Source organism: Dysgonomonas sp. PH5-45, from assembly GCF_029893235.1.
Lineage (GTDB): Bacteria > Bacteroidota > Bacteroidia > Bacteroidales > Dysgonomonadaceae > UBA1309.
On the sequence record NZ_JARXWE010000032.1, the window covers coordinates 1 to 24,600 of the forward strand.

The following is a 24,600-nucleotide window of genomic DNA, read 5'->3' on the forward strand; positions in this document are numbered from 1 at the left end:
TACCGTTGTAGTAGAAGTTAGAAGAACGAAAGGGATCTGTTCTCCACTTCTTTGTTTGTTCTTTATGGAAGTAGTTATACTTGATAAAAGGATTAATATTCTTGCTTCTGGCATAAAGATAATTTTCCTCACTCCCATATCCGGCATCAGCAATAGATTCCTGAGGGTAAAAGCCATATAATGACTTAAACTCTTCTATATGTTCAGTATATGTTGTGGTATCCGCAGTAGTTTGGTGAAGGGTATAGTTACTGATGAATTGTTCATTGGTAGAGATTTGTACATTGAAAGCCGGTTTGAGTTGACCGTTTAACATGTGATCTTCCTTCATACGCATAAAAGTCGCATCCGGATCAGTCTTAGAATAGCTACCCCGACCATCAAGAATTTGCTCTTGCTGCTCATAACGCTTCAACTGTTCAGGACAGGCTTTCTTTACCCGTTTTACTTTCTGCTTTACCTTCTTGTCACAATCCACATCACGCAAAGCTTCATCGATACGATCCACCACCTGAGCCACTTTATCGGCGCTGATATCTTCAGCAAGCAGCGGTGTTTCTTCCATCAGCTCCTGCTTGGTTACAGACTCGGCATACGCCCAATGCTCATTTAGTTGCTCAGCAATCTTACTGATACGGGTACTGATGGATTTACCCCAAACAAACGTATAGCGGTTAGCGGAAGACTCAATCTTGGTTCCATCGGTATATACCCGATCCAAACTAACAAGACCCTCAGTGACCAAAAACTTGACGATGGTAGAGAATACTTCCTTCAAGACGCCTTTTAAACGACCCGAACGAAAACGGTTGATCGTATTGTGATCGGGAACATCCATCCCGTTTAACCAAAGAAAGCGAATGTCGTTACGGCAAAGATCTTCGATACGTCGGGAAGAATATACATTACGCAAATAAGCATAGACAAGCAACTTGAGCATCAAGCGAGGATGATAAGCTTGGCTGCCCAGACGAGAATACTTGCGGTACAAAGAAGTTAAATCAATCTGTTCAATGATACGATCAACAACACGAACAGGATCATTTTCAGGGATTAGCTCACCTTAAGAGGGAGGTAATAGCAGATTATCGTTGGTAGTGTAGGATTTAAACATTATATTTGGTTTTGAGGTGACACTTAAAGATACAAATCTTTAAGCTCATTAGCAAACCTTTGTTTAGAGAAATAAAGGTTTGCTTCTTTTTTATACCCCCAAAAAAAAGAGACCATCTCATCATTGTGAGACAGCCTCTTTGTTTTGTACTATCTTGGTCGAAAGACATTTTTGACCCATCCTCAATATTTTCCTATTCCAAGAAATTATGGTTTAGAAAACCCAAAGATGCAAATCTGATAAGTTTGCCCAACTGTCAGTCAGATCAAATCCTAACTTTTACAATTAATTTTATTTAATACTCCTCAATAAATGCACCGGATTTTGTTGACAAACGTCCGGCAATAGTTTATATTTGTAAGTGAACATTTTATGCTCATAACAAATGCGTTTATATATATCGAAAGTAAAAATAAACTTACCTGTCTCTTTATTTTTGTTCTGCTTGCTTTTATCGTCGTGCGGTTCAAACAAATTGCTTTATAACCCCTCGGAAGTAGCGCATCTATCGCAACGCTTGGGTATAGAAATACGCAACGACAACAAAGAAGATGATGAAAATATGCCCCTTTATGCCGAAGCGGCTTCGTGGTTGGGTGTACCTTACAGAGCCGGAGGAATGGACAAAAAAGGCACAGACTGTTCCGGGCTTACACATACGGTTTTTCGGAAAGTGTATCGGAAAAAATTATCACGATCGTCAGGCGACCAAGCAAAGAACGATGTACATAAAGTTTCTAAAAAGAATCTGAAAACCGGAGACTTAGTATTTTTTTCAACAGGAAAAAAGAACAAGATAAACCATGTTGGTATTTATCTGAAAAATAATAAGTTTATCCATGCGTCATCATCGCGTGGGGTTATAATTAGCGGACTTGATGAAAACTACTACCTAAAAACATGGAAAAACGGAGGAAGGGTAAAATAAATAAAAAGGCAATAAACAGTTTTGAATATCATTTCACCTCCGATATACCTATAATATTTTCAGAGAATTTCCGTTTTCCATAGAAAGGATTTCAATCGTAAAAAAAGAAAGCTATTATGAAAAGCATAATATTTATACTACTACTTGCTTCGTTTTTATTCACGGCATGCAAATCGTCCGAAAAATGTGCATGTCCGCACCCTATAAGCAATAATGTAGATATAGAAAATAACAACAATACATACGAAGAACAGCAACAACTGAACGAAAGCCTTAGCTAAAGGCTTTGTTTTCTTTCAGATATTCCGCAACCTGTGGAGGAAGAAAGGCATCCATTTGCTTTCCGTCCCGCAAGCTCTCCCGGATAAAGGTAGAAGATATTTCAATGATTGGCGAATCGAGCGTTTCTACCCGGTGTTTATGCTTGGGCGAAATAAAGATACGCGAACCCAAACGAGGATAAACATACACTTTACACATTTCAAGTATAGCTTCCGGGGCTTTCCATTTATCAAAAACCGCCCAATTGTCGGCACCTATTATCAACGAGAAATTGTGTTCGGTATAAATATCGGTCAAAGCTTTTAAGGTATTGACGGTATAAGATGGCTGGGGCAGCGAAAACTCAAAATTGCAGGCTTTCAGTTTTGGGTAGCCTTCAAGGGCAAGGCAAACCATTTCGTAACGGATAGTCTCGTTCAATAAATCGTCGCTTTTTTTCAGTGGATTTTGTGGTGTTACCAAAAACCAAACTTCATTTATTTCGGTAAATTCTGTTATATAATTACCCAAAATAAGATGCCCTATATGAATAGGATTGAACGAACCCGAAAAAACACCTATATTCATTCCGTATCTAAAAATTCAGAAACAACAGCCAAAGTTTCGGCCTGAGCTTTCTCTAAATTATCGTTCCTTATAATAACATCAAAACGCGAAGCAAAAGTCATTTCGTATTCGGCACGGGCTACACGCTCCTCAATCACCTCCAAACTATCTGTACCTCTACCTATCAGTCGGTTACGCAGTTCTTCTATCGAAGGGGGTTCAACAAAAACCGAAAGAGCACGACTACCGTAATATTCCTTTATATTGCATCCGCCCACCACATCTACATCGAAGATAACATTACCGCCACCCGTTAAGATACGGTCAACCTCGCTCTTCAATGTTCCGTAAAACCGGTCTTGATAAACCTCTTCGTACTCCAAAAACTCTTCGGTTGCTATTCTGGCTCTGAATTCTTCGGGCGACAGAAAATAATACTCCTTCCCGTGTTGTTCTTCTCCCCGTGGGAGACGGCTTGTTGCCGATATGGAGAACTGCAAATTCAGGTTTTGTTTCAGCAGATAATTAACGATAGTAGATTTTCCCGAACCCGAAGGCGCTGAAAAAATAACAAGTTTTCCCATCCTTTAATTTAATAAGCTCATTGTGTTTACAGTACGTTCAATACCTGTTCTTTTATTTGTTCCAGTTCGTCCTTCATCCGCACAACAACTTGCTGCATTTCGGCATGGTTCGACTTTGAACCCATCGTGTTTATTTCCCGTCCAATTTCTTGGGTGATGAATCCAAGCTTTTTACCCTGACCGGCTTCATCCTTCATTGTTTCTATAAAATATTTAAGATGGTTTGTCAAGCGGCTTTTCTCTTCGTTTATATCCAACTTCTCTATATAATATACCATTTCCTGTTCAAAACGGTTCTTATCGTAATCGAAGTCTTCTATTTTTTGCAAAGCTTCCTTAATACGGGTTTTAACCTTCCCTACCCTTTCTTGTTCGTAGGGTTCTATCTCTTTAAGCAAAGCCGATATATTATCAATCTTACCGGTAAAAAGTCCGGCTAACATTTCTCCCTCCTGTTTGCGGAAAGATTGTATTTGGCCAATAGCCTCGTCTATCGTTTTGGAAACAACCGCCCACTCTTCCTCGTTCAGTTCCTGAGCCTCGTACTTGAGCACATCGGGCAGGCGAAGCAATACCTGAAACCAATCGGAAGGCTCACTGACACCCAAGTTGTTCGATATCTCCTTTATCTGACCGTAATACCCTTCCAGAACATTTTGATTGATTTGCGAAGAAGTTTCTTTCCCTATATTTTCTATATAGATCAAGAAATCGACCTTACCTCTTTCCAAGGTTTTTGCCAGAAGATTGCGTACTCCCATTTCTTTTTCCTTATAAATATTGGGAATACGTACCGATAAATCGAATTGCTTACTGTTAAGCGATTTAATCTCTACTGTTATCTTTTTCTGAGGTAGTTCGGCTGTAGCTTTGCCAAAGCCCGTCATAGATTGTATCATCGTTCAGATATAATTAGTTTTGCACAAAAGTACATTAAAAAGCATATTTAACAGTCAATAAAACCTGTTTTTTAGAAAATATTCGCAGCTTAGATGTAAATTTGTAGCCCAATAGGAAAAATAAAAAAACGAAATGCCCTGCATATTACATATAGACACATCTACCGAAGTTTGTTCGATTGCCATATCCGAAAATGGACGTGTGATACTTGACCTGACAGAAACAACGGGACCATCGCACGCCAGTATCTTAGGTGTGTTTGCAGACGAAGCAATAAAATTTATTCGTAAAAACAATAAGTCTTTGGATGCTGTGGCCGTTAGTTGTGGTCCGGGATCGTACACAGGTTTGCGGATAGGAGTGTCGGAAGCTAAGGGTATTTGCTTTGGGCTTAACATCCCGCTTATAGCCATCAATTCCCTTTTGCTTATGGCGGCAGGTGTAATCCACAATAACCGGATAGAAGGGAATAATACCCTGTTTTGCCCTATGATAGACGCCCGGCGGATGGAAGTCTACGCTGCCATTTACGACCAAGAATTGAATGTCATACGTGATATTCAAGCCGATATTGTAGACACAGACACCTATCGGGGATATCTGGATAAAGGAAAAATCGTATTCTTTGGCAACGGAGCCTTAAAGTGCAAGGATACGATAAACCATCCTAATGCCATATTTTTAGAAAACATCTCACCCCTTGCCTCCCAAATGATAGAACTTGCCGAAAAGGCGTTCGCCCGGGAAGACTTTGTTGATGTAGCATATTTCGAACCTTTCTACTTAAAAGAATTTGTTGCTACTACTCCTAAAAACAAAGTATTAGGTTAAAAATACATATATACTTCAACCTTTTCTTTTCGGCTGATGTTATAATAGCGTAAATACATCAACTAAAAAGAATCGCTATGCAAAAAGAAAGTTTGTTGAAAGTAAAAGTTATTCCAAACGGACCCATCGCTATTGAAGGTAAGGTAGAAATAATGCTGCCTGATGGAAATACCGTAGAAAAAGAAAAACCATTCCTTTGCAGGTGTGGGGCATCCAACAAAAAACCTTATTGTGATGGAACGCATGTCAAAATAGGGTTTAAAGGGTAGATACACAATCCTTAACTGTTAGTTTTACATGTTTCACCACATATAGAGGTTGCAAATAAGTTCCCAATTTGTAACCTCTATTTTTTTTAATAAAAAAGCCGTTAATGTATGTTCATCAACGGCTTTCATTATGTAAATAAGTTTGATTACCTCAAATTCTTATTTTTTAGGAAGCATAATTATCTCCACAATATTTTTTTGTTTCAACAACTCGGCAGCAACGGCTTTTACATCTTCTTTTGTAAGAGCATCCAAAGTTTTTTGGTAATCTGTATGATCGTCTTCCTTATACATATAGTATGTGTTAAGAACACCTACCCAATAACCATTTTCTTTGATATCTTGTTGGAACTGTTTGTTCATATATTCTTTTGCCTTTTGGAAATCAGCATTATCGCCTCCTGTTTGAGCAAAAGCAGCAAACTCTTTATGTATAATCTCGTTCAGATGTTTTACTTTTTCGTCTTCTGTTTCAAAGTTGATTTGAAGAATAGACTGTCCCTCTGGTTTGCGAGCAATGTTTCCCGACACCGATACTCCATAAGTACCACCTTGTTCTAACCTTACTTTCGCTGTATAGATAAGATCTAAGATTTGTTTCATAGCCTCGAACGAAAGTTCTGTTTTCAAATCGCGTTTCAAAGTTCCGCTATACATATCCAATACTGTGGCTTTAGGATTTTGCATTTCTTTCTGGAAATGACAATTTACATTTCCTTTACGGAACATCATAACGTTTTCCTTAGCCGAAGTTTTAGGCTTAACGGCAGGCAAGGCAGCTATATATTGTTCTACAAAAGGACGCATAGTTGCTTCGTCCAAACTACCAACAAATGTAAATATAAACGAACCTGCATCAGAGAAGTTTTCTTTGTACATAGAGATAATGCGGTCGTAATTCAGGTTATCAACATCCTCAACGGTTGTACGTTTCACACGGGGACTATAGCTGTACAAAACATTAGAAATAGAATCGCTAAAGGCTGTATAAGGATTTGCCTGAGCGTTTCTTAATTGAGTTTTCACTCTTTCTGTAAACGCTTTGTATGCTTCTTCGTCTTTTCTTGGTTGTGTAAAGTTCAGGTATGTCAATTGGAACAATGTTTCCAAATCTTTGATAGATGAGCTACCACTCATTCCCTTTGTGTAGCTTCCGATATAAGGATTAGCACTGGCGGTTTTTCCGGCAAGAACTTTCCGTAAATCAACGGCGCTGAAATTTCCAAGACCACCAACAGATGGTACTGAGCTTGCGAAAGCAATAGTTTGAATATCCTTGTCGGGATAAAGAGCTGTTCCGCCCAAAGCTGTTGCCGACATTCTTATCTCATCGTTCTTAAAATCTGTTTTCTTCAGAACAACCTGAGCGCCGTTCGATAATGTCCAAACAGTTGTACCAAATTTAGCGTCTTTCGTTTCTTTTACAATCTTTCCGGCTTTAGGCAAGTTAGGCATAAGAGGCTCGTCAGACAATGTTTCGGCATATGCTTCCAATTTTTCTGCTTCTACTTCTTTAAACACATTTATAAGATCGGCTTCGGTAGGATATACCAAACCTTCTTTTTCGGGACCTGTTACAGTAATAACAACATTTTTGTCCGTATTAATTAATTGTGCCATAAATTGATTAACTGCTTCAACAGGGATCTGCTCTGCCAAAATCTTCATCATATTATATTCGTACTCAATGCCTGGTATAGCTTCTGTTTGAGTAAAGCTCCTTACATACTCGTCAGAATAAGCTGAATTTTTTTGCTTATCGCGGTTGTTGTAGCTGTTTTCAACTGATTTTAAGAGAGACGCTTTTGCCCTGTCGTATTCAGCAGCGGTAAAGCCAAATTGTTTTACCCGTTCGTTTTCTCTTATCAAAGCAGCCAAAGCATCTTTTACTTTATCTTCTTTGCAACCAGCTCCCAATGTCCAAGCATCTTTTGTACGGGCTACAAAGAATCCACCGTCGTAGGCATAAGCATAGTTGAATGGCGCATCAGCTTTTTGAGCCATTTCGCTATAACGAGCACTAAGCATACTTGATGCAACAGATGTCAGATAACCGATAGCAAGACCCGAATTAGATAGTTTTACTTCGTCGGGCAATACATCGTGTTTAAGGTAAACCGTTACATTGGTAGATGTAGCTTCAGGGTCGCTCGCTATTGCTACAAGAGGTTCTACGTTGTCAGCAACAGGGAAATATACTCTCTCGGCAGGATTCACTGGAGCAGGTATATCCGCAAACATTTTTTTAACTTTTGCTTCTATTTTATCAACATCAATATCACCAACTATAATTATAGCTTGCAAATCAGGACGATACCATTTGTGGTAGTAGTCTTTAATTGTTTGATGTTTAAAATTGCGAATAATATTTATATCCCCAATAGGCATGCGGTTAGCATACTTACTACCTTTGAACAGGATGGGCAGGGTTTTGTCCCAAATACGGGTTTGAGCCCCTGAGCGTGAACGCCATTCTTCTTCAATAATAGCTCTTTCTTTGTCTATATCTGCGTTTTCGAGCGAAATAAAGCTCGACCAATCATGAAGAACCAATAAACATGAATCAACAAGTCCTTCGCGCATTACAGGAACATCGCTCAGATTGTAAACCGTTTCGTCAAAGCTTGTATAAGCATTCACGTTCGATCCAAACTGAACCCCGTTGCTTTCAAGGTAGTTCAACATGGTTTTACGGCCGGGGAAATGTTTTGTTCCGTTAAAAGCCATATGTTCAAGGAAGTGAGCCAAACCAGCTTGTGGATCTTCCTCTTGCATAGAACCAACTTTTTGTGCAATATAAAAATCGGCTCTGTTTTCTGGTTGTGCATTATGTCTGATATAGTAAGTCAGACCATTAGGAAGCTTACCGTATCTGACATTAGAGTCGATAGGTTGCTTGTCTTGAGGTGATTGCGCAGACATACCGATGCTGACGATACATAAGGCAAATAAAAGAAAGAATTTTTTCATTTTGAAACTTTTTGTTAATATATGATATCTGCTGACAAATATACCCAAAAAAGAAATAGCATTAATATTGTCAGAACTATTTTATCTGTCTAAATGCCTGTTATATGGCATTAATTGTGACTGAAATTCAAGCTACATCAACGACTTTTTGGTAAAACAAAGAGGCAGTAACTCGCAGGCAGACTCTACTTTATAAACCTGATCCTTGCTACACATCAAGATAGTGACAGGAGTGTCAAACCGGTTTTCTATCTCCGTCAGAACTTGCCTGCACGAGCCGCATGGCGAACACACATCATCCGTAAAATCGCCATTATTATAAGCTATAACAGCCATCATTTTTACTGCAACATCCGGATGTTGGGCATTGGCATAAAACAAAGCTGTACGCTCGGCACATAACCCCGAAGGATAAGCGGCATTTTCCTGATTATTTCCGGTTATCACCTGTCCGTTATCCAGAAGCACAGCAGCCCCTACCCTATAACCTGAATATGGCGCATAAGCTCTTTGTGTTGCTTCTTTTGCGGCTTCGATAAGTTTTTTTTGCGTTTGCGAAGCCTCGTCTATATTATAAACTTGTATCTTTGTGTTTAAGACTATATTTTTCATAAATTAATAAAAATATCTTCTCAAAGATAGAAAAACAAAATGAAGAAGCTTAAAACTACACTTATAAAACACCAATACTTAGCTTTTTTGGCTTTTCTGGCGCTTATTTTAATTAATATCTCGGCCGACAAACCAAAACGGTATAAAGCTTACGAAGAATATATAAAACAATATAAACCTGTGGCAGTAGACCATATGCGCAGATATAAAATACCGGCCAGTATAACCATGGCGCAGGGGCTGCTCGAATCGGGTGCGGGCAAAGGTGGCCTTACACTAAAGTCGAATAACCACTTCGGTATAAAATGCCATAACGACTGGACAGGCGAAAAAGTTTATGCCAAAGACGATGGTCCCAACGACTGCTTTCGCAAATACAAAAAAGCCGAAGATTCTTATCACGACCATTCACGTTTTTTATCGGAAAAGCCACGGTACAGGTTCTTATTTTCGCTCGACATTACCGACTATAAAGGTTGGGCACGGGGTTTGCAAAAAGCAGGATATGCAACCGACAAAGCTTATGCCAATAAGCTAATCAAGTTGATTGAAGACTACGAGCTTTATGAACTTGACCGTGAGGGCTTAGACAAAAAGAAAATTGAAAAAGAAGAAAAACGGATCAGGGAAAGTGCTTCATCGGCCAATATATATAAACATACTCCATACAAAACAGGAGGATTAGTGTATGTTATAGCACAAGAAGACGATACCTACAAAGCCATAGCCCTCGAATTCGGGTTTAAGGAAAAAGACCTTTGCAAATATAACGAAGTACCTTTGGGCTTCCCACTGCAAAAAGGCGATTTGGTTTACTTTCAAAAGAAAAAGAAGAAAGCCGACAAACCTTATTACGAGCATGTTATACAAGTAGGCGAATCCATGCACAGCATATCGCAACTGTATGGAATAAGGGTAGATAATCTGTATAAGATGAATAAGTTAGACGGAGAATATGTACCTGCCGAAGGCGATGTTCTAAAACTAAGATAACTAAACTCTAAAACGATAAAATATAATTATGAAAAAGACAGCTTTAATTACCGGGGCTACCTCGGGTATAGGCAGGGCTACTGCTTTGCGGCTTGCCAAAGAAGGTTTTGATATTATTATAACAGGACGGAGAAAGGAACGATTAGCAGAACTCGAAACGGAGATATCAACCCTGTATCCACAAACAAAGGTCACGCCGCTTTGTTTTGATGTGCGCAACTGCAATGAGGTTGAAAAACATTTAGCACCTATCACCAAGGTCGATGTATTGGTCAACAATGCCGGTCTGGCTGTTGGCGCAAACCCTATCCATATGGGTGTGGTTGACGATTGGGAACGGATGATCGACACCAACGTTAAAGGCTTGCTTTATGTTACTCGTGTCATTTCGCCCAAAATGGTGGAACAAAAGTCAGGTCATATCATCAACATTGGGTCTATTGCAGGCAAAGAAGTTTACCCTAACGGAAACGTTTATTGTGCAACAAAACACGCTGTTGATGCCATCAGCAAAGGTATCCGCATGGATTTAGTACATTATGGTATTAAGGTGACGCAAATCTGTCCGGGTGCTGCCGAAACAGAGTTTTCGCTTGTCAGGTATAAAGGCGACCAAGCTACTGCCGATAAGGTTTACGATGGCTTTACGCCTCTTGTTGCCGAAGATATAGCCAATACTATCGCTTATGCTGTTTTAGCTCCCGACCATGTTGATGTTCAAGACATACTTATCATGTCGAAAGCACAAGCTACTGCCACAATATTCCATAAAGAATAACAAGGGTGCGGTTTACCCTCCCATTCAATACAAAAAGCCAACTGGAAAAATCTTCCAGTTGGCTTTTCTCTTTAGGTTATAAACCTAAATTAGCTTTTTAATAATCTATTCAAATCTCCGGGCGAAACGTTCATTGCTACGATTGTTCCGTTTTCGTCGATCAAATAGTTTTTAAATCCTTTTTTTAGTTGAAATTTTTGGTAAACACCCGATTTTTCACCTCTCGTGTCAACATATTGTCCGTCTTTATCAAGACCGTCAATAATCAAGGTTTTATCGAACACCGATTCATTTTCGTCGAAAGAAACAGAAACCATCGTTACCTGATATTCTTTTTCCTTTAAGGTGTTGTGCAAAACAATGTTTTGCCTGTGCGACTCTGCATCGTATGCAGCCCAAAAATTGATTAAAACTTTTTTCCCTTTCAGGTCGTGTATGTCGAACTGTTTATTGCCCAACCTATCCATAACCTTTAGTTCCGGAATAAGGCTCCCAGGGTAAATACCCTCTGAAATCCTTGAAGTTCTTGATGATGTGAGAGAAAAGAAAACCATAACCATCCCACCAAACAAGAAATACTTCAGATACTTCATAAAATATTTTTTTGGTTACTAATAAAGTTTTGCTTCAAGTCTTTTTTATTGTATTCTACTTCAACTTAAAAACAAAACTCTTCCGATTTTCGGAAAACCAATCTACGCTTAGATTGGGGGTATATTTCAAAAATATACGGCGCAAAGGTAATTATTTAAAGTATTCCTGTGCAACAAAACGGGCTAAAAGTGATTAAGCCACGTTTCTATATGTTAAATAATGTAGCTTAATGCGCTAAATTACAATCATCTACGTCTGAATTCGGCACAAACCACGGCAGTTGCCACCGATACGTTTAGCGATTCGGATGTAGCCCTGTCTTTTGGATAACTGGGCAGATATAGTTTTGTTTTTATACACCGCTCAATATCTTTGCTGATGCCGTTACCCTCGTTTCCCATCACAATAATTCCGTTACTTGTAATGTTCTGGGTGTATATATCCGCCCCGTCAAGGAATGTTCCGTATATGGGTTGCGATTGTTGTGAATGCAAAAACTCAACTAAATCCACATAATGAACCCTTACCCGTGCCAAAGCCCCCATTGTGGCCTGTACGGTTTTAGGATTATATATATCGGCAGTGTCTTTCGAGCAGAAAATATTCTCAATGCCATACCAATCGGCAATGCGTACTATTGTGCCCAGATTTCCGGGGTCTTGCACGCCGTCGAGAGCCAACGAAAGCCGGGTTTCAATATCCGAGAATGACGGGCTGCCTTTATGTTGATAAAATACGGCTATCACGTTTTGCGGATTCTTGACCAAAGCTGTTTTTTCTATTTCGGCCTTATCTACTTCAACGATTTCATCAACACGTATATTTTTTTTACACTCTATCAACTCTAAAAACGCAGGTGTGGCTACCAATAGTTGGCAGTGCATGGAGTCGAGCAGATCGGAAACTAGCTTATCACCTTCGGCAACAAACGTACTGTGTTCCGTTCTGTGTTTTTTATCTCTTAATGATTGTATATATTTATGCTTATTCTTGGATAAAGGCATGATAGATCAAAAATTGTTGGTGCTCAAAAAAAAGCTATTATAACATCAGTTTATTTATTTGTGGTGATAATTTCCATCTCGTAATATTCACCCTCGTCCCAGCTGTTATTTGCAAATAATACTTTCCCGTTGGTAGCCCAAAACCACCTGTCGGTATAACTAAAGTAGAATTCATTGTTCTTCTTATCCCGAAGGTAATCTACAAATTCGTACTTTTTTGTCCGTTTATTCCATTTTTCGATGAAATATTCCGTACCATCCGCTGCACCGCCGGGATAATAGCCGGTTATTCGTAACTGTTTGTCGGGCGAGTCGGCATGATGAGATGGATTTCCCACATGTTGCTTCATGCTGTTGTTCAAGTCTATTGGTTCGTCTCCTCCGGCTTCGTCACACAAAACCAATACCTTTATTTCGGGGTAGTACGCAACGAAGGAATATTCCCAACTATAATCGTCCAACCTCTTTTTCGTACCATCCTTAAACTCTATCTCTAATGCCTTACGGATGTACTCGTCCTCCTGTATCTGAATCTCCCTGACCTGCTTTGCAAGCATCTTGCGAGCTTGATCGATATTCTTAACAGGCTTGTATGGTTTGTTTTGCATGTGTGCCGATTCCCACTTCCTAACCACATACTGGCTTCGGGGAATTCGCTTTAATCTTATCGAATAATCATCGTTTAGTTCTATAAGTTTGCTTTCGGGGGGATAATCACTGTCCTTTTCGGTAAATTCAATAAACGATGCACCGCTATAAAACGATTCCTCAAGGGTAAAAACCCGCCTTCCACCATCAAACATGGACGGCTGCAAAGTATCTAATGTATTAATGATTATCGAATCGCCATTTGGGTACAGACTGACATTCAGCGAGTCGCAACGCAGATACATCTTGCCATCGTCCAATATATGGGAGGTTACAGTACCTTTTTTACCACTTGTGAGGTTCTTGAGTATATAACCTTCGTTGAACAGCGAAAGACTGATGTAATTGTACCGGCCATCACTATATTCGCCCCGTATATCGAAAGCATAAAAAGCATGCGCATCCGCACCTTTAGCCCGAACGAAACTCCCTTGCACAAGTCGGCTTTGTAACTTTCCCGAAAATACGGGAAACGCTTTTTCAGTACCTCTAAGCATTATATCGCCTTCGCCATTAATCGTGCCCTTTAGCGGAACAACTACACTATCGGGCGAGTATTTGCAGAAACCTGTAACAACTCCCAAGTTTTCCTCCAAATGAAGGAAGAACGGAGAAACACCCACAATTTCACCCTGAAATGTGCTGCCAACAGCTTGCCCCTTGCACAGGGCGCTACATAGCAATAGCACGAACAAAATACAATATATTCTGAATCCTGATTTAATCATTCGCAAAGTTCAACCAAAGAGTTGTTTTTTGATGTAAAGAAAATGAAATTACTTTGATTAAACACATTTATAACGTCTAAAAAGTCCGAATACATACAAAGTTGTGAGCTTTCTTAATTCAATAGCCAGACTCATTATGCGAATTGCTATGGCGTTGGTATAAAAAGCTATTTTTCTGAATGATCAGATGTTTTTATATTCCACTAACACACACTGTATTTACAGATGTTTTCAACAGACAAAACGTCTACATGTTAGCAAAAATCGGGTTTTCTTGCATTTTTACCCCTACAAAGAAAGTATCTTTGATACCCTTCAAAAATTGATGTAGGGAAAAACGAATTATGGCAAGAGAAAATCAGAATTCAAAGAAAAATAACACTAAATCAAATATTATAAGCGATTTGGGGCGTGTTCAGCCACAAGCGCGCGAACTGGAAGAAGCCATTTTAGGGGCTTTAATGCTCGAAAAAGACGCTTACTCATTAGTAAGCGATATACTAAAACCCGAAAGCTTTTACGACCCCATACACCAAACCATATACACGGCTATTGTGAATCTTGCTGTCAGGCAGGCTCCAATAGATATGCTTACCGTTGTTGAACAACTTCGCAAAGACGGAGAGTTGGATGCCGTTGGCGGACCTGTATTTATAGCTCAGCTGACCGAAAAAGTAGCTTCGGCAGCCCATATTGAATTCCATGCACGCATTATAGCGCAAAAATATTTGGCACGCGAACTGATTGGCTTTTCGTCTCAAATCACCAACAAAGCATTCGACGAAACCATCGACGTAGACGATTTGATGCAGGAAGCCGAAAGCAAACTGTTCGAAATATCGCAGCGCAACGTAAAGAAGGACGTAACACAAATCAATCCTGTAATTAAAGAAGCTCTCAATTTGCTTGAAATAGCAGCCAACCGTCCCGAAGGGCTTAGCGGGTTGCAAACAGGATTCGTTAGTTTAGATAAGATTACCTCCGGATGGCAAAACTCCGACCTTGTAATCATTGCCGCCCGTCCTGCCATGGGTAAAACCGCGTTTGTGCTTTCTATGGCAAAGAATATGGCTGTGATGTACAAATATCCGGTGGCTCTGTTTTCGCTCGAAATGTCGAACGTACAGCTGGTGAACCGTCTGATTGTGAATACTTGCGAAATTCCGGGCGAGAAAATTAAAAACGGACAACTCGCACCCTACGAATGGGAACAGCTGGATTTTAAGATAAAGGAACTATACGACGCTCCATTGTATATAGACGATACCCCCAGCCTTTCGGTTTTTGAACTCCGTACTAAAGCCCGTCGGTTGGTTCGTGAACATGGTGTGAAAATGATTATAATAGACTATCTTCAATTGATGAATGCCAGCGGAATGAACTACGGCAGCCGTGAACAGGAGGTTAGTATGATTTCGCGCTCGCTGAAAGGGCTTGCCAAAGAATTGAACATTCCCATTATTGCTCTTTCGCAGTTGAACCGTGGAGTTGAAGGCCGCACCGGAGCCGAAGGTAAACGCCCGCAGCTTTCAGACCTTCGCGAATCGGGAGCCATTGAGCAGGATGCCGATATGGTATGCTTCATCCATCGCCCCGAATATTATAAAATATTGGAAGACGAGAAAGGTAATTCTTTGATAGGGCTTGCCGAGATTATTATTGCCAAGCATCGTAACGGTGCAACCGCCGATGTGATGCTGCGCTTTAAAAGCGAATTTGCCCGTTTCCAAAACATTGATGATGAATATAATATGAATAATGCCCAGTTCACATCAAAAATCAGTGCAGCCGATATAAACAAAGGCCCCATGCCAACCGGCGACGATGTTGTTCCATTCTGACGAAAGCTTTGTATAGATATTCAAGATCCTTCGCTTCACTCAGGATGACAAAATGAATATATCTTACTTTTCAGACAATTAGCTTTTATTTTCAAAATGCACTACGAGTTACAATAATACTCCTCCGGTAATCATCCTGCCGGAGTTTATTGTTTGCCTGCGTGCCGAAAAGAACATATCGGGACACGAAAAAGTACAAAATTTACGGGCAACCTCTATGTTTTGGGGTAGAACCCCTGCTTCCGAAAGCTGTATTTCATTAGCACGCCAGAGGTCAATATGCGTTTTTTGAGTTTCGGAATTGACATACCCAATATCGCCAATCTTGTAACCGGCATCCGCAAAGGCTTCAACTACTTCATCACCAACCTCAAAGTGAGCTGCTGATATGGCAGGCCCGATTCCCACCCGTAAATCGGAAGGCTGGCAACCAAACTCCTCGCCCATTCGCCTTATTGTTTTTGCTGCTATCTGAGCCTGAGTACCCCGCCAACCGGCATGGATTGCAGCCAGAATATGTTTCTGAGGGTCATAAATAAGAATAGGCACACAATCGGCTGTGGAAACACCTATGCAAATGTTCTTACGGTCGGTTATAACAGCGTCAATACCGTTTAGCAGTTCCGCTTTTTCATTCTCAGGCTTTGAAAGAAAATCTTTGTCTATAATTCTGATTTCTGTACCATGCACCTGATGCGGAAAGTACAGGCAGGTAGACTTCACATTGACAAAAGTTGCTAACCGACGCCTGTTTTCTAATACATGAGTACAATCGTCACCCGAATGTAAGCCCAGATTGAACGAAGTATAATTACCCTCGCTCACACCACCGGTAATAGTGGTAGTGAAATTTATAAGTGAACGGAATCCGGCCAATATATCGAATTGTAAAAGATTGGGATATACTGAATTGACCTTCATTTCACGTAAAAAAATCCAAGAATGTTTATCCGAAAGACCTTATTTTTCAGATTCACCGTTATCGGCCTCAAATTCTTCCCCTTCTTCGAAATAGAATTCGGGGTCAAAATCCTCGTCAAATTCATCATCAAACTCTTCTTCCTCGTACTCGTCTTCGGGCAAGTCGTCAAGTTCTTCTCCATCGTCAAACTTACGGATATCCAAGTTTTTATGAACGATAGGTGCAATCTTTCTATAATCGCCGTCCTTGTTCAGTTCTTGCCAAAGTAAGTCTTTAAGTTGTTGAATGTTAAACCCTGTAATTGAGGATATAAAAATATGTGGAACATCAGGCAAGTCTTCGCTTAGAGCTTCTATCAACTCCTCATCAAGCATGTCTGACTTTGTGATTGCCAACACACGGCGTTTGTCCAACAGTTCAGGATTGAAGTTTGCCAATTCGTTCAACAAAATTTTATATTCTTTATGAATATCGTCAGCATCGGCCGGAACCATAAACAGTAACAAAGAATTACGCTCTATATGCCGCAGGAAACGTAAGCCTAAGCCCCTGCCCTCGCTCGCACCCTCAATAATTCCGGGTATATCGGCCATCACAAACGACCGATGGTCACGATAACTCACAATACCGATATTGGGTTCGAGTGTAGTAAAGGCATAGTTCGCAATTTTAGGCTTAGCCGCCGAAACGACCGATAACAACGTGGATTTTCCGGCATTGGGGAAACCCACCAAGCCAACGTCGGCCAATACTTTCAGTTCGAGTACCACACGGCGTTCTTCGTAAGGTTCGCCCGGTTGCGCATAACGCGGAGCCTGATTGGTAGGGGTTTTGAAATGGTTGTTACCACGACCGCCCTTACCTCCACGCAACAGGATAACCTCTTGCCCGTCTTCCGTTACATCGCACAGGTATTCGCCCGTTTCGGCATCGTATGCCACCGTACCGCAAGGAACATCAATGATTTTTGTTTCCCCTTTTTTCCCGGAGCTTAATCGCCCAGAGCCGCCTTCACCGTGTCCGGCCAAAATATGACGTTGAAATTTAAGGTGCAACAGAGTCCAATAATTACGGTTACCCCGTAAAATTACATGTCCGCCGTCGCCGCCATCGCCGCCATCAGGGCCTCCTTTTGGGATATATTTTTCACGACGGAAGTGGGTTGAACCTCTCCCCCCTTTGCCCGAGCGGCAATATATCTTTACGTAGTCTATAAAATTAGATTCCGCCATAATTTCATTTGTTTTTAAAAATAAAAAACCAAGAGCTGGGTCGGACAGACCTGACTCCTGGCATTAAAGGTAACTATTTCCTTTTTATTTTACACTGTCTATAATAGCCGAAATACGTTCAAATATCTCGTCTACCGTACCCAATCCTTTTATGGTGTGCAGTATTCCTTGTTTTCTGTAATATTCTTTAAGAGGCTCGGTCTGGTTTGTATATACATCTAAGCGAGCTTTTATGGTTTCGTAGTTATCGTCGCTACGGCCACTCTTTTGCCCTCTTGTTATAAGCCTTTCGATAAGTTCCGACTCTGCAACCTCCAGATTAATGACCGCCGAAATAGACTGTCCTCTCCGCTCAAACATTTTGTCTAAGGCCTCTCCTTGGTGCATTGTACGGGGAAACCCATCCAGAACAACACCTTTGCATATCCCGTCGGATGTTTTGTCGTCATAAACAGACGACAGAAGGCTTATCATCAGTATATCAGGAATCAGATGGCCTCTTTTCATGAAGCTTTCGGCCAATTTGCCAAGCTCATTACCCATCTTTTTCTCAGTCCTCAACAACTCGCCGGTCGAAATGTGTGCTAAATTATATTTTTTGACTATGTTGGCACTTTGTGTACCTTTTCCGGAACCAGGAGCCCCAAAAATTATAATATTCAACATTATTCCAATTATATATTTCTTATTTTATATATGTGGGGCAGATTGCGTCCGTATCCGTCATAATCTAAACCAAAACCAACTATAAAGTCGCTGGGAATCTCCATAGCCACATAATCAAGATTCACCTTTTGGGTCAAAGCATCGGGTTTAAACAGCAGGGTTGCAATCTTAATTTCCTTCGGATTATCGCACTCCAGTTGTTCTTGTATCATAGACATTGTATGCCCGGTGTCTACAATATCTTCTATAACAACCACGGTGCGCCCCTCTATATCTTCTTGCAAACCGTAAATTTCTTTTATTGTTCCCGTCGATTTAGAGCCTTGATAAGAAGCCATCCGTACAAAAGATATTTCGCAAGGAATGCTTATCCGCTTCATCAACTCCGAAGCAAACATAAAAGAACCGTTCAGAACAGCGATAAAAAGAGGATCTTTACCTTCCAGGTCTTTGTTCATCTGCGTTGCAATTTTATTGATAGCCGCAAGGATTTCCGACTCTTCAATAAACAACTCAAACTCCTTATCCTTTATCTTTACACTTTTCATCAAGGTTTGCTTTTTGATTAAGGGTACAAAAGTATATATATTTAGCCTAAAAGTAAAGCTACTTATTATTTTTTTTTCAACAGAAAGCGCCTTTATTCAAATTGGATATTCTTTCCTGTTTGTCAGAACGATATCTATCAATTCAACCCCGATACTATCAATTTGGCAGCATGATTGGAAGCTCCGGGAGTTCCTAAAATGTTAATTATGCGGTCATATTCGGATAGCATTGCCGCTCTGTAATCTTCGTCATGAAGTATTTTATCCAATTCTTTTTGGATATTACCAACCGAAAAAAACTTTGCGAAAAGCTCCTGCACCACCACCCTATCGGCTATCAGATTTACCAGTGAGATATAAGGGGTTGTTAAGATATGCTTGAATGCAAAATAAACAATATGCGGAACAGGTGTTTTATAGCAAACCGCCTGTGGTACTCGGAACAAGGCTGTTTCGAGAGTTGCCGTACCGGAGGTAACCAGCGCTGCCTTTGCATGACTAAGCAAGCGATATGTCTGACCAAATATTAATTTGCATCCCGAATCACCTATATATTGACTGTAATAATCGAGGTCTATACCCGGAGCACCGGCAATAACAGGCTGATAAGAAGGATAATTTGCTATAACTTGTAGCATAGACGGCAAGTTATCTTTTATCTCCTGTTTGCGGCTGCCTGCCAAAAGCGCAATGATAGGTTTATCTTGCAGATTGTTGTCGGCAGTGAATTGTTTGAAAGTATCCCCGCTGTTTTCTTCTTTAAATTCAGCAACTTCGTCGACCGTTGGGTTGCCTACATAATTGACCTCATAGTTGTGTTTTTTAAAGAAATCGACCTCGAAAGGCAGGATGCAAAGCATTTTATCGACATACTTTTTAAAAGCCTTGACACGATATTCCTTCCAAGCCCATACTTTAGGCGATATATAGTAATATACGGGTATACCCGTTTTTTTCTTTACAAACTTGGCTATATCCAGATTGAAGCCCGGATAATCAATCAGAATAACCGCATCGGGTTGATAAGCAACAATTTCCTTCTGGCAAACCTCCATATTACGGAGAATTGTCCGCAAATTCAATAGCACAGGGATAAAACCCATGAAAGCCATTTCGCGGTAATGCTTCAACAGTGTTCCGCCTTGTGCCTGCATCAAATCGCCTCCAAAAAAGCAGAATTCGGCTTCAGCATCATTCTGTTTTAAGGCCTGCATCAGATTTGCTCCATGTAAATCGCCCGAGGCTTCTCCTGCCACAAGAAAATATTTCATTACCTTTATTGTTTTACAAGGTTAAGTTTTCCCAAACCTTAGCCGTTTTTATAAACTCATGGGCTGTCATATCCACTTTGGTGGGTACAACGGTAACATAATTGTTGGCTAAAGCCCATTCATCGGTGTCTTGGTTATTGGGTTCGGCATTATCGAAATAGCCTGTCAGCCAAAAAACCGTTTTGTTGCCACCGTCTTCCGATCGTTTAAACTCCTCCGTCCACTTCCCTTCGGTTTGGCGGCAAACCTTTATTCCCTTCAAATCCTCAACATCCGGTATGTTAACATTCAGACATATACCTTTGGGCAATCCTGTCTTTAGCACCTCATGGCTTAGCCTACGGGCAACCTTTTCCGCATTCCGGAAATCAGCTTCCGGATGATGGTTGGTTAATGAAAATCCGATGGAAGGGACATCGAATATACATCCCTCTATGGCCGCACCCATCGTACCTGAATACAGTACACAGATAGAAGCGTTAGAGCCATGATTTATTCCTGTAACCAACAAATCGGGAGTGCGTTCTACAATCTCCGACAGGCCGAGTTTAACACAATCGACAGGGGTTCCCGAACACGAATATAGGGTTACGTTATCTTTTTTCTCCACCAAATGATAGCGCAACGGCACCAAGCTTGTTATCGCACTCGACATGCCCGACCGAGGCCCGTCGGGAGCAACCACCACTATATCTCCCAAGTCTTTCAAGGCATTCACCAAGGTTTTAATACCTTTGGCTTGAAAGCCATCATCGTTTGTTATAAATATTAAAGGTTTTTTATCCTCCATCAATTTTTTACTTTTCTTTCCGTTCTATATATAGAAAACAAAGATACATAAGAATTTGAAGATGAAAAGAACCTGTACCTATGTTAGATGTTTTTTCTGATAATAAATTAGAATCTGTTAAAAAAAATATTTACATTTGTACTAATCGGTGGGGGCATTCGCGCTCCATGCGAACATTACAACGTTCTTAATTGTTAATTAAGGGTGTACATAGGAAAATTTTGCAATTTCAGATACCAACCTAAATTTACTTGTTATGAATCTTAAAAAGAAATCGTTATTGTACATTTCAATGCTTTTTACGATAGCATTATTGGCTGCATCTTGTAGTAAGAAGATATCGCCTCTTACTTCAAATTTATTCACAGTCAATCCGTCTCCCCTCGAAGTGGTGGGAACCAAAGTTCCGGTAACCATTAATGGGAACATTCCTCCAAAATGGTTCGACAAGAAAATGGTGGTAACCGTAACTCCTATTCTTAAATACGAGGGTGGCGAGGCTTATGGCACTCCATATGTATATCAGGGCGAGAAAGTTAACGGCAACAATATCGTTATCAGTCAAAGCAATGGAGCAAATGTTACTCTCAAGAGCGAATTTGACTACATTCCTGCTATGAAGAAATCGGAACTTTACCTCCGCTTCCATGTATCTAAAGGTGGCGGATCGTTCTACACTACAGACCTTGCTTCGCTGATAAAAACTCCGGGTACGTTTGCGGATATTAAAATTGCGGATGGCGTTGTGGCAACAGCCGCTCTTGCCGATGCTCTTTCGTCAACACCATCAACCGCACCCGACAATTTCCAGAAATCCATACAAGAGTCGTACGATGCTGAGATTAAGTTTTTGATTCAACAAGCCGAATTGCGTTCGAGCGAATTGAATTCTTCGAACTTGGCTGCTTGGAAAAACCTTGTAAAAGAAGCTAACGACAACAGTAAGAAAAAACTGAACGTTGAAGTTTCGGCCTACGCATCGCCCGACGGCGGATATAAACTAAATGAAGGTTTAGCTGAAAAACGCGAAAAAAACACATCCAGTTACCTGAAAAAAGAATTTAAAAATAACTCTATCAACACCGGTATCAATGCTCATTACACAGCTCAAGATTGGGATGGGTTTAAAAAGTTGGTAGAAGTGTCTAATCTGCAAGACAAAGACCTTATACTACGTGTATTGTCAATGTATACCGATACAGAAACCAGAGAGCGTGAAATCAAAAACATATCGGTAGTTTACAAAGATCTGGCCGAAACCATTCTGCCACAACTTCGCCGTTCGCGCCTGATTGCTAACGTTGAAATCATTGGTAAAACCGATGCCGAACTGCAAGCAGCTGTCGCAAATGATATGGGTAGCCTTTCTGTTGAAGAACTATTGTATGCCGCAACACTTACTAACTCGGGTTCACAAAAAGAAAAAATTTATTTGTTCATAACAAAAAAATATCCTAACGATTACAGAGGCTGGAATAACCTTGGTACGCTGTATTATCAAAACGGACTGACCGACAAAGCAAACCAAGCATTTGTTAAAGCATCTCAAATTAATGCAAAATCGGCCGAAACCAATACAAACCTTGCGCTTATGTCCTTATCTGAAAATAATATAGCCAAGGCCGAGCAATTGTTAGGAAACTCTTCGGGTGCTAACACAGCAAACGAAGCCCTCGGTTTGCTTTACCTCAAAAAAGGAGATTATACAAAGGCCGCCCAATCGTTTGGCGATGCAAAAACGAACAACGCTGCCGTAGCAAATATCCTTACCAAAAATTATAGCAAAGCCGAGCAGATACTTAACGCTGTTCCAAATAAAGACGCGACAACGTCTTATCTGAAAGCCATTATTGCCGCACGTACCAATAATATTTCGGGAGTTATTAGTGGTTTGAAAGCCGCAACAGAAAAAGATCCTTCACTAAAAAGGGAGGCTCTTAAAGACCTTGAATTTGCAAAATTCGTAACCAACCCTGATATTGCTAATTTATTAAAGTAATAACTTTAGATAAGAACAAGGGGCTTGTCTTCCAATTACAGACAAGCCCCTTGTTCGTTATTTTTTATTTCATTACATCACGATTTGGTCAATTTTCGCCAATTATTCACCCCTATTAGTTTGTGAACAATAAATATTTTCACTTTTTCTTTAAGAGTATATTTATGATTATCCTGATGTTCTACCCAGCTATTAGCACACCAATGCGTTGAGTATTTTGCAACACACCGTTCATCTGTTGGGATGGAAAATGTATCCGGTGGATAAACATGAACATCCTCATCTAAAACCTGATACAAAGGCATGAACTTAAAGTTGTATTTCTCAGCACAGATATCTGCCACAACTTTTGTCATCACAAATTTCCTTCTGCATTCCGGAGTGTTTTCGAACGTTTTACCATCGTAAAACGACAACAAATCTTTTATCCATTTATGTTTTGGCATGGCTCCTATAACAGCGGCTTCAATACCAACACAGTCGTTAGACCCCTCCCTTATCTGTGCCTCGAAAATAGCTGTATTAACTTGCGAACCCGTAAAGGCAGAATGTACCAAAAAAGGGTCAAAACTTTTATACACAAAAACATCCGAATCTAAATATATACCCCCATAATGATATAAAGCGTATAACCGAATATAATCAGCCGCGAAAGCCCATTTCCTTGCCTCACATGCCGTTTTAACGAAAGGAACAGAATTAATATCAAAACGGTTCATATCCCAGCACATTATTTCATAATCAGGCATCATTGCATGCCAGGAATCAATACATTTTTGAATTTTCTCCGGCTTTTCTTCATCACTGAGCCAGCAATAATGTATTATTGGTGGTATTTTTTTTTCCATAAAATGTAGAATGTAAATATTGTTTTTTGATATTTTGCAGTAAAGGTACAACATATAATTTAAACCATCCTTTTTATAGCTTCTCGTTTAACAATTTCATATGCTATCTAATACCTACACTTTTTTATATAGATAGTTGTCAAAAAGTTTCGGCAAAAAACATATTATCAATAAAAAATATCTGCCACAGTTATTCGTCATCAATAATAGAGTAAGGCGCTTTCTCTTAGATTTAGCTAACATAAGTAATAACACCACACACAAAGTATATTATGATGAATTTTATGACGATAGTACAGAATATTAAACACATATGTTTCCGCATTACTAATAAGATATTGAAGGAATTAGACCTCGATTGGATCATCCCCGGAAACAAAAAGGTGCAATATGCAGATGAAGATTCGGAAACTGAGTCGTACGAACATTCATGTTGTATTTAGCAGATTCGCGTTATGGAGAAACAACAAACCTGTAAACATAACCCCGATTATATGGACAAGATTCCTATAATCATATCGGCAGCTACATTATTATCCCTTTTACTCAATAATATTATTGCCTCATTATTAATGCGAATCAGTAGTTGAAACAATTCGCTGATTTGTTTAGAGCCTGTTTAAAAACGACAAATTATTAAAAAACAAATTGGGTATCAGTTGTTTAAGTGGGTGTTTATTCGTAACTTTAAGATTACCAAGT

General features: G+C 40.0%; 25 protein-coding genes. 9 read left to right on the forward strand and 16 right to left on the reverse strand.

What is annotated here, in order from left to right; all coding sequences use genetic code 11:
* The coding region (locus M2132_RS10265; protein WP_348523153.1) for an IS1182 family transposase at window positions 1–1,054 on the reverse strand (1,054 nt) is incomplete at its 3' end.
* Window positions 1,055–1,499: 445 nt separating this feature from the next.
* Here M2132_RS10265 and M2132_RS10270 point away from each other — a divergent pair.
* Window positions 1,500–2,042, forward strand: coding sequence for a C40 family peptidase (locus M2132_RS10270; RefSeq protein ID WP_280673276.1), 543 nt, complete (start codon window positions 1,500–1,502; stop codon window positions 2,040–2,042).
* A gap of 116 nt (window positions 2,043–2,158) precedes the next feature.
* The gene (locus M2132_RS10275; RefSeq protein WP_280673277.1) at window positions 2,159–2,323 is read left to right on the forward strand and encodes a hypothetical protein; all 165 of its coding nucleotides are present in this window, start codon (window positions 2,159–2,161) and stop codon (window positions 2,321–2,323) included.
* Here the strand turns inward: M2132_RS10275 and nadD are convergent.
* Genes nadD through M2132_RS10290 form a run of 3 tightly spaced genes read right to left on the reverse strand, consistent with a single transcriptional unit; the run spans window position 2,316 to window position 4,353 of the window.
* Entirely contained in the window at window positions 2,316–2,891 is a 576-nt protein-coding gene (gene nadD / locus M2132_RS10280; protein WP_280673278.1) for a nicotinate (nicotinamide) nucleotide adenylyltransferase, read from the reverse strand. The two genes, M2132_RS10275 and nadD, sit on opposite strands and share 8 nt — an antisense overlap.
* Complete coding sequence (gene gmk / locus M2132_RS10285; protein WP_280673279.1) at window positions 2,888–3,454, reverse strand: guanylate kinase; 567 nt, start codon at window positions 3,452–3,454, stop codon at window positions 2,888–2,890. Before gmk ends, nadD begins: the two co-directional genes overlap by 4 nt.
* Before the next feature lie 26 nt (window positions 3,455–3,480).
* Window positions 3,481–4,353, reverse strand: a complete 873-nt coding sequence (locus M2132_RS10290) for a YicC/YloC family endoribonuclease (protein WP_280673280.1) — start codon at window positions 4,351–4,353, stop codon at window positions 3,481–3,483.
* Window positions 4,354–4,486: 133 nt separating this feature from the next.
* Between M2132_RS10290 and tsaB the strand changes: the two genes are divergently transcribed.
* Complete coding sequence (gene tsaB, locus M2132_RS10295) at window positions 4,487–5,185, forward strand: tRNA (adenosine(37)-N6)-threonylcarbamoyltransferase complex dimerization subunit type 1 TsaB (RefSeq protein ID WP_280673281.1); 699 nt, start codon at window positions 4,487–4,489, stop codon at window positions 5,183–5,185.
* Between the two features lie 77 nt (window positions 5,186–5,262).
* Window positions 5,263–5,454 carry a CDGSH iron-sulfur domain-containing protein gene (locus M2132_RS10300; RefSeq protein ID WP_280673282.1) on the forward strand — a complete coding sequence of 64 codons (192 nt, stop codon included), beginning with the start codon at window positions 5,263–5,265 and terminating at the stop codon, window positions 5,452–5,454.
* A 159-nt stretch (window positions 5,455–5,613) separates the two neighbouring features.
* Here the strand turns inward: M2132_RS10300 and M2132_RS10305 are convergent, their stop codons facing one another.
* Window positions 5,614–8,424 carry a pitrilysin family protein gene (locus M2132_RS10305; RefSeq protein ID WP_280673283.1) on the reverse strand — a complete coding sequence of 937 codons (2,811 nt, stop codon included), beginning with the start codon at window positions 8,422–8,424 and terminating at the stop codon, window positions 5,614–5,616.
* A 132-nt stretch (window positions 8,425–8,556) separates the two neighbouring features.
* Window positions 8,557–9,036 (reverse strand): cytidine deaminase, encoded by a 480-nt coding sequence (gene cdd / locus M2132_RS10310; protein ID WP_280673284.1) that lies wholly within the window; start codon window positions 9,034–9,036, stop codon window positions 8,557–8,559.
* Between the two features lie 39 nt (window positions 9,037–9,075).
* On the opposite strand from cdd, the gene M2132_RS10315 reads away from it, so the two are divergent.
* Together M2132_RS10315 and M2132_RS10320 are read left to right on the forward strand one after the other, a co-directional pair.
* Window positions 9,076–10,029 (forward strand): glucosaminidase domain-containing protein, encoded by a 954-nt coding sequence (locus tag M2132_RS10315; RefSeq protein WP_280673285.1) that lies wholly within the window; start codon window positions 9,076–9,078, stop codon window positions 10,027–10,029.
* A 28-nt stretch (window positions 10,030–10,057) separates the two neighbouring features.
* Window positions 10,058–10,807, forward strand: a complete 750-nt coding sequence (locus tag M2132_RS10320; protein ID WP_280673286.1) for an SDR family NAD(P)-dependent oxidoreductase — start codon at window positions 10,058–10,060, stop codon at window positions 10,805–10,807.
* Window positions 10,808–10,896: 89 nt separating this feature from the next.
* On the opposite strand, the gene M2132_RS10325 is transcribed toward M2132_RS10320, so the two are convergent.
* From M2132_RS10325 to M2132_RS10335, 3 genes are all read right to left on the reverse strand, one after another.
* A complete protein-coding gene (locus tag M2132_RS10325) occupies window positions 10,897–11,400 on the reverse strand; it encodes a thioredoxin-like domain-containing protein (RefSeq protein WP_280673287.1) in 504 nt (167 codons plus the stop codon).
* Between the two features lie 246 nt (window positions 11,401–11,646).
* Window positions 11,647–12,405 carry an RNA methyltransferase gene (locus M2132_RS10330; protein ID WP_280673288.1) on the reverse strand — a complete coding sequence of 253 codons (759 nt, stop codon included), beginning with the start codon at window positions 12,403–12,405 and terminating at the stop codon, window positions 11,647–11,649.
* Between the two features lie 50 nt (window positions 12,406–12,455).
* Window positions 12,456–13,781, reverse strand: coding sequence for a hypothetical protein (locus M2132_RS10335; protein WP_280673289.1), 1,326 nt, complete (start codon window positions 13,779–13,781; stop codon window positions 12,456–12,458).
* A 344-nt stretch (window positions 13,782–14,125) separates the two neighbouring features.
* Between M2132_RS10335 and dnaB the strand changes: the two genes are divergently transcribed.
* Entirely contained in the window at window positions 14,126–15,622 is a 1,497-nt protein-coding gene (dnaB, locus tag M2132_RS10340; protein WP_280673290.1) for a replicative DNA helicase, read from the forward strand.
* A gap of 108 nt (window positions 15,623–15,730) precedes the next feature.
* Here the strand turns inward: dnaB and pgeF are convergent, their stop codons facing one another.
* From pgeF to surE, 6 genes are all read right to left on the reverse strand, one after another.
* Window positions 15,731–16,543 (reverse strand): peptidoglycan editing factor PgeF, encoded by an 813-nt coding sequence (gene pgeF, locus M2132_RS10345; protein ID WP_280673291.1) that lies wholly within the window; start codon window positions 16,541–16,543, stop codon window positions 15,731–15,733.
* A gap of 39 nt (window positions 16,544–16,582) precedes the next feature.
* On the reverse strand, window positions 16,583–17,776 hold the full coding sequence (gene obgE, locus M2132_RS10350; RefSeq protein ID WP_280673292.1) for a GTPase ObgE: 1,194 nt from the start codon (window positions 17,774–17,776) through the stop codon (window positions 16,583–16,585).
* 84 nt (window positions 17,777–17,860) lie between these two features.
* On the reverse strand, window positions 17,861–18,442 hold the full coding sequence (locus M2132_RS10355; RefSeq protein ID WP_280673293.1) for an adenylate kinase: 582 nt from the start codon (window positions 18,440–18,442) through the stop codon (window positions 17,861–17,863).
* 8 nt (window positions 18,443–18,450) lie between these two features.
* Complete coding sequence (gene hpt, locus M2132_RS10360; protein WP_280673294.1) at window positions 18,451–18,990, reverse strand: hypoxanthine phosphoribosyltransferase; 540 nt, start codon at window positions 18,988–18,990, stop codon at window positions 18,451–18,453.
* Between the two features lie 137 nt (window positions 18,991–19,127).
* Window positions 19,128–20,261, reverse strand: coding sequence for a lipid-A-disaccharide synthase (lpxB, locus tag M2132_RS10365; protein WP_280673295.1), 1,134 nt, complete (start codon window positions 20,259–20,261; stop codon window positions 19,128–19,130).
* Window positions 20,262–20,274: 13 nt separating this feature from the next.
* Entirely contained in the window at window positions 20,275–21,051 is a 777-nt protein-coding gene (surE, locus tag M2132_RS10370) for a 5'/3'-nucleotidase SurE (RefSeq protein WP_280673296.1), read from the reverse strand.
* Window positions 21,052–21,307: 256 nt separating this feature from the next.
* On the opposite strand from surE, the gene M2132_RS10375 reads away from it, so the two are divergent.
* Window positions 21,308–23,050, forward strand: coding sequence for a hypothetical protein (locus M2132_RS10375; protein ID WP_280673297.1), 1,743 nt, complete (start codon window positions 21,308–21,310; stop codon window positions 23,048–23,050).
* Between the two features lie 77 nt (window positions 23,051–23,127).
* On the opposite strand, the gene M2132_RS10380 is transcribed toward M2132_RS10375, so the two are convergent.
* The gene (locus M2132_RS10380) at window positions 23,128–23,898 is read right to left on the reverse strand and encodes a glycosyltransferase family 32 protein (protein ID WP_280673298.1); all 771 of its coding nucleotides are present in this window, start codon (window positions 23,896–23,898) and stop codon (window positions 23,128–23,130) included.
* 272 nt (window positions 23,899–24,170) lie between these two features.
* Here M2132_RS10380 and M2132_RS10385 point away from each other — a divergent pair, with 272 nt between their 5' ends.
* On the forward strand, window positions 24,171–24,341 hold the full coding sequence (locus M2132_RS10385; protein ID WP_280673299.1) for a hypothetical protein: 171 nt from the start codon (window positions 24,171–24,173) through the stop codon (window positions 24,339–24,341).
* Window positions 24,342–24,600 lie beyond the last annotated feature (259 nt).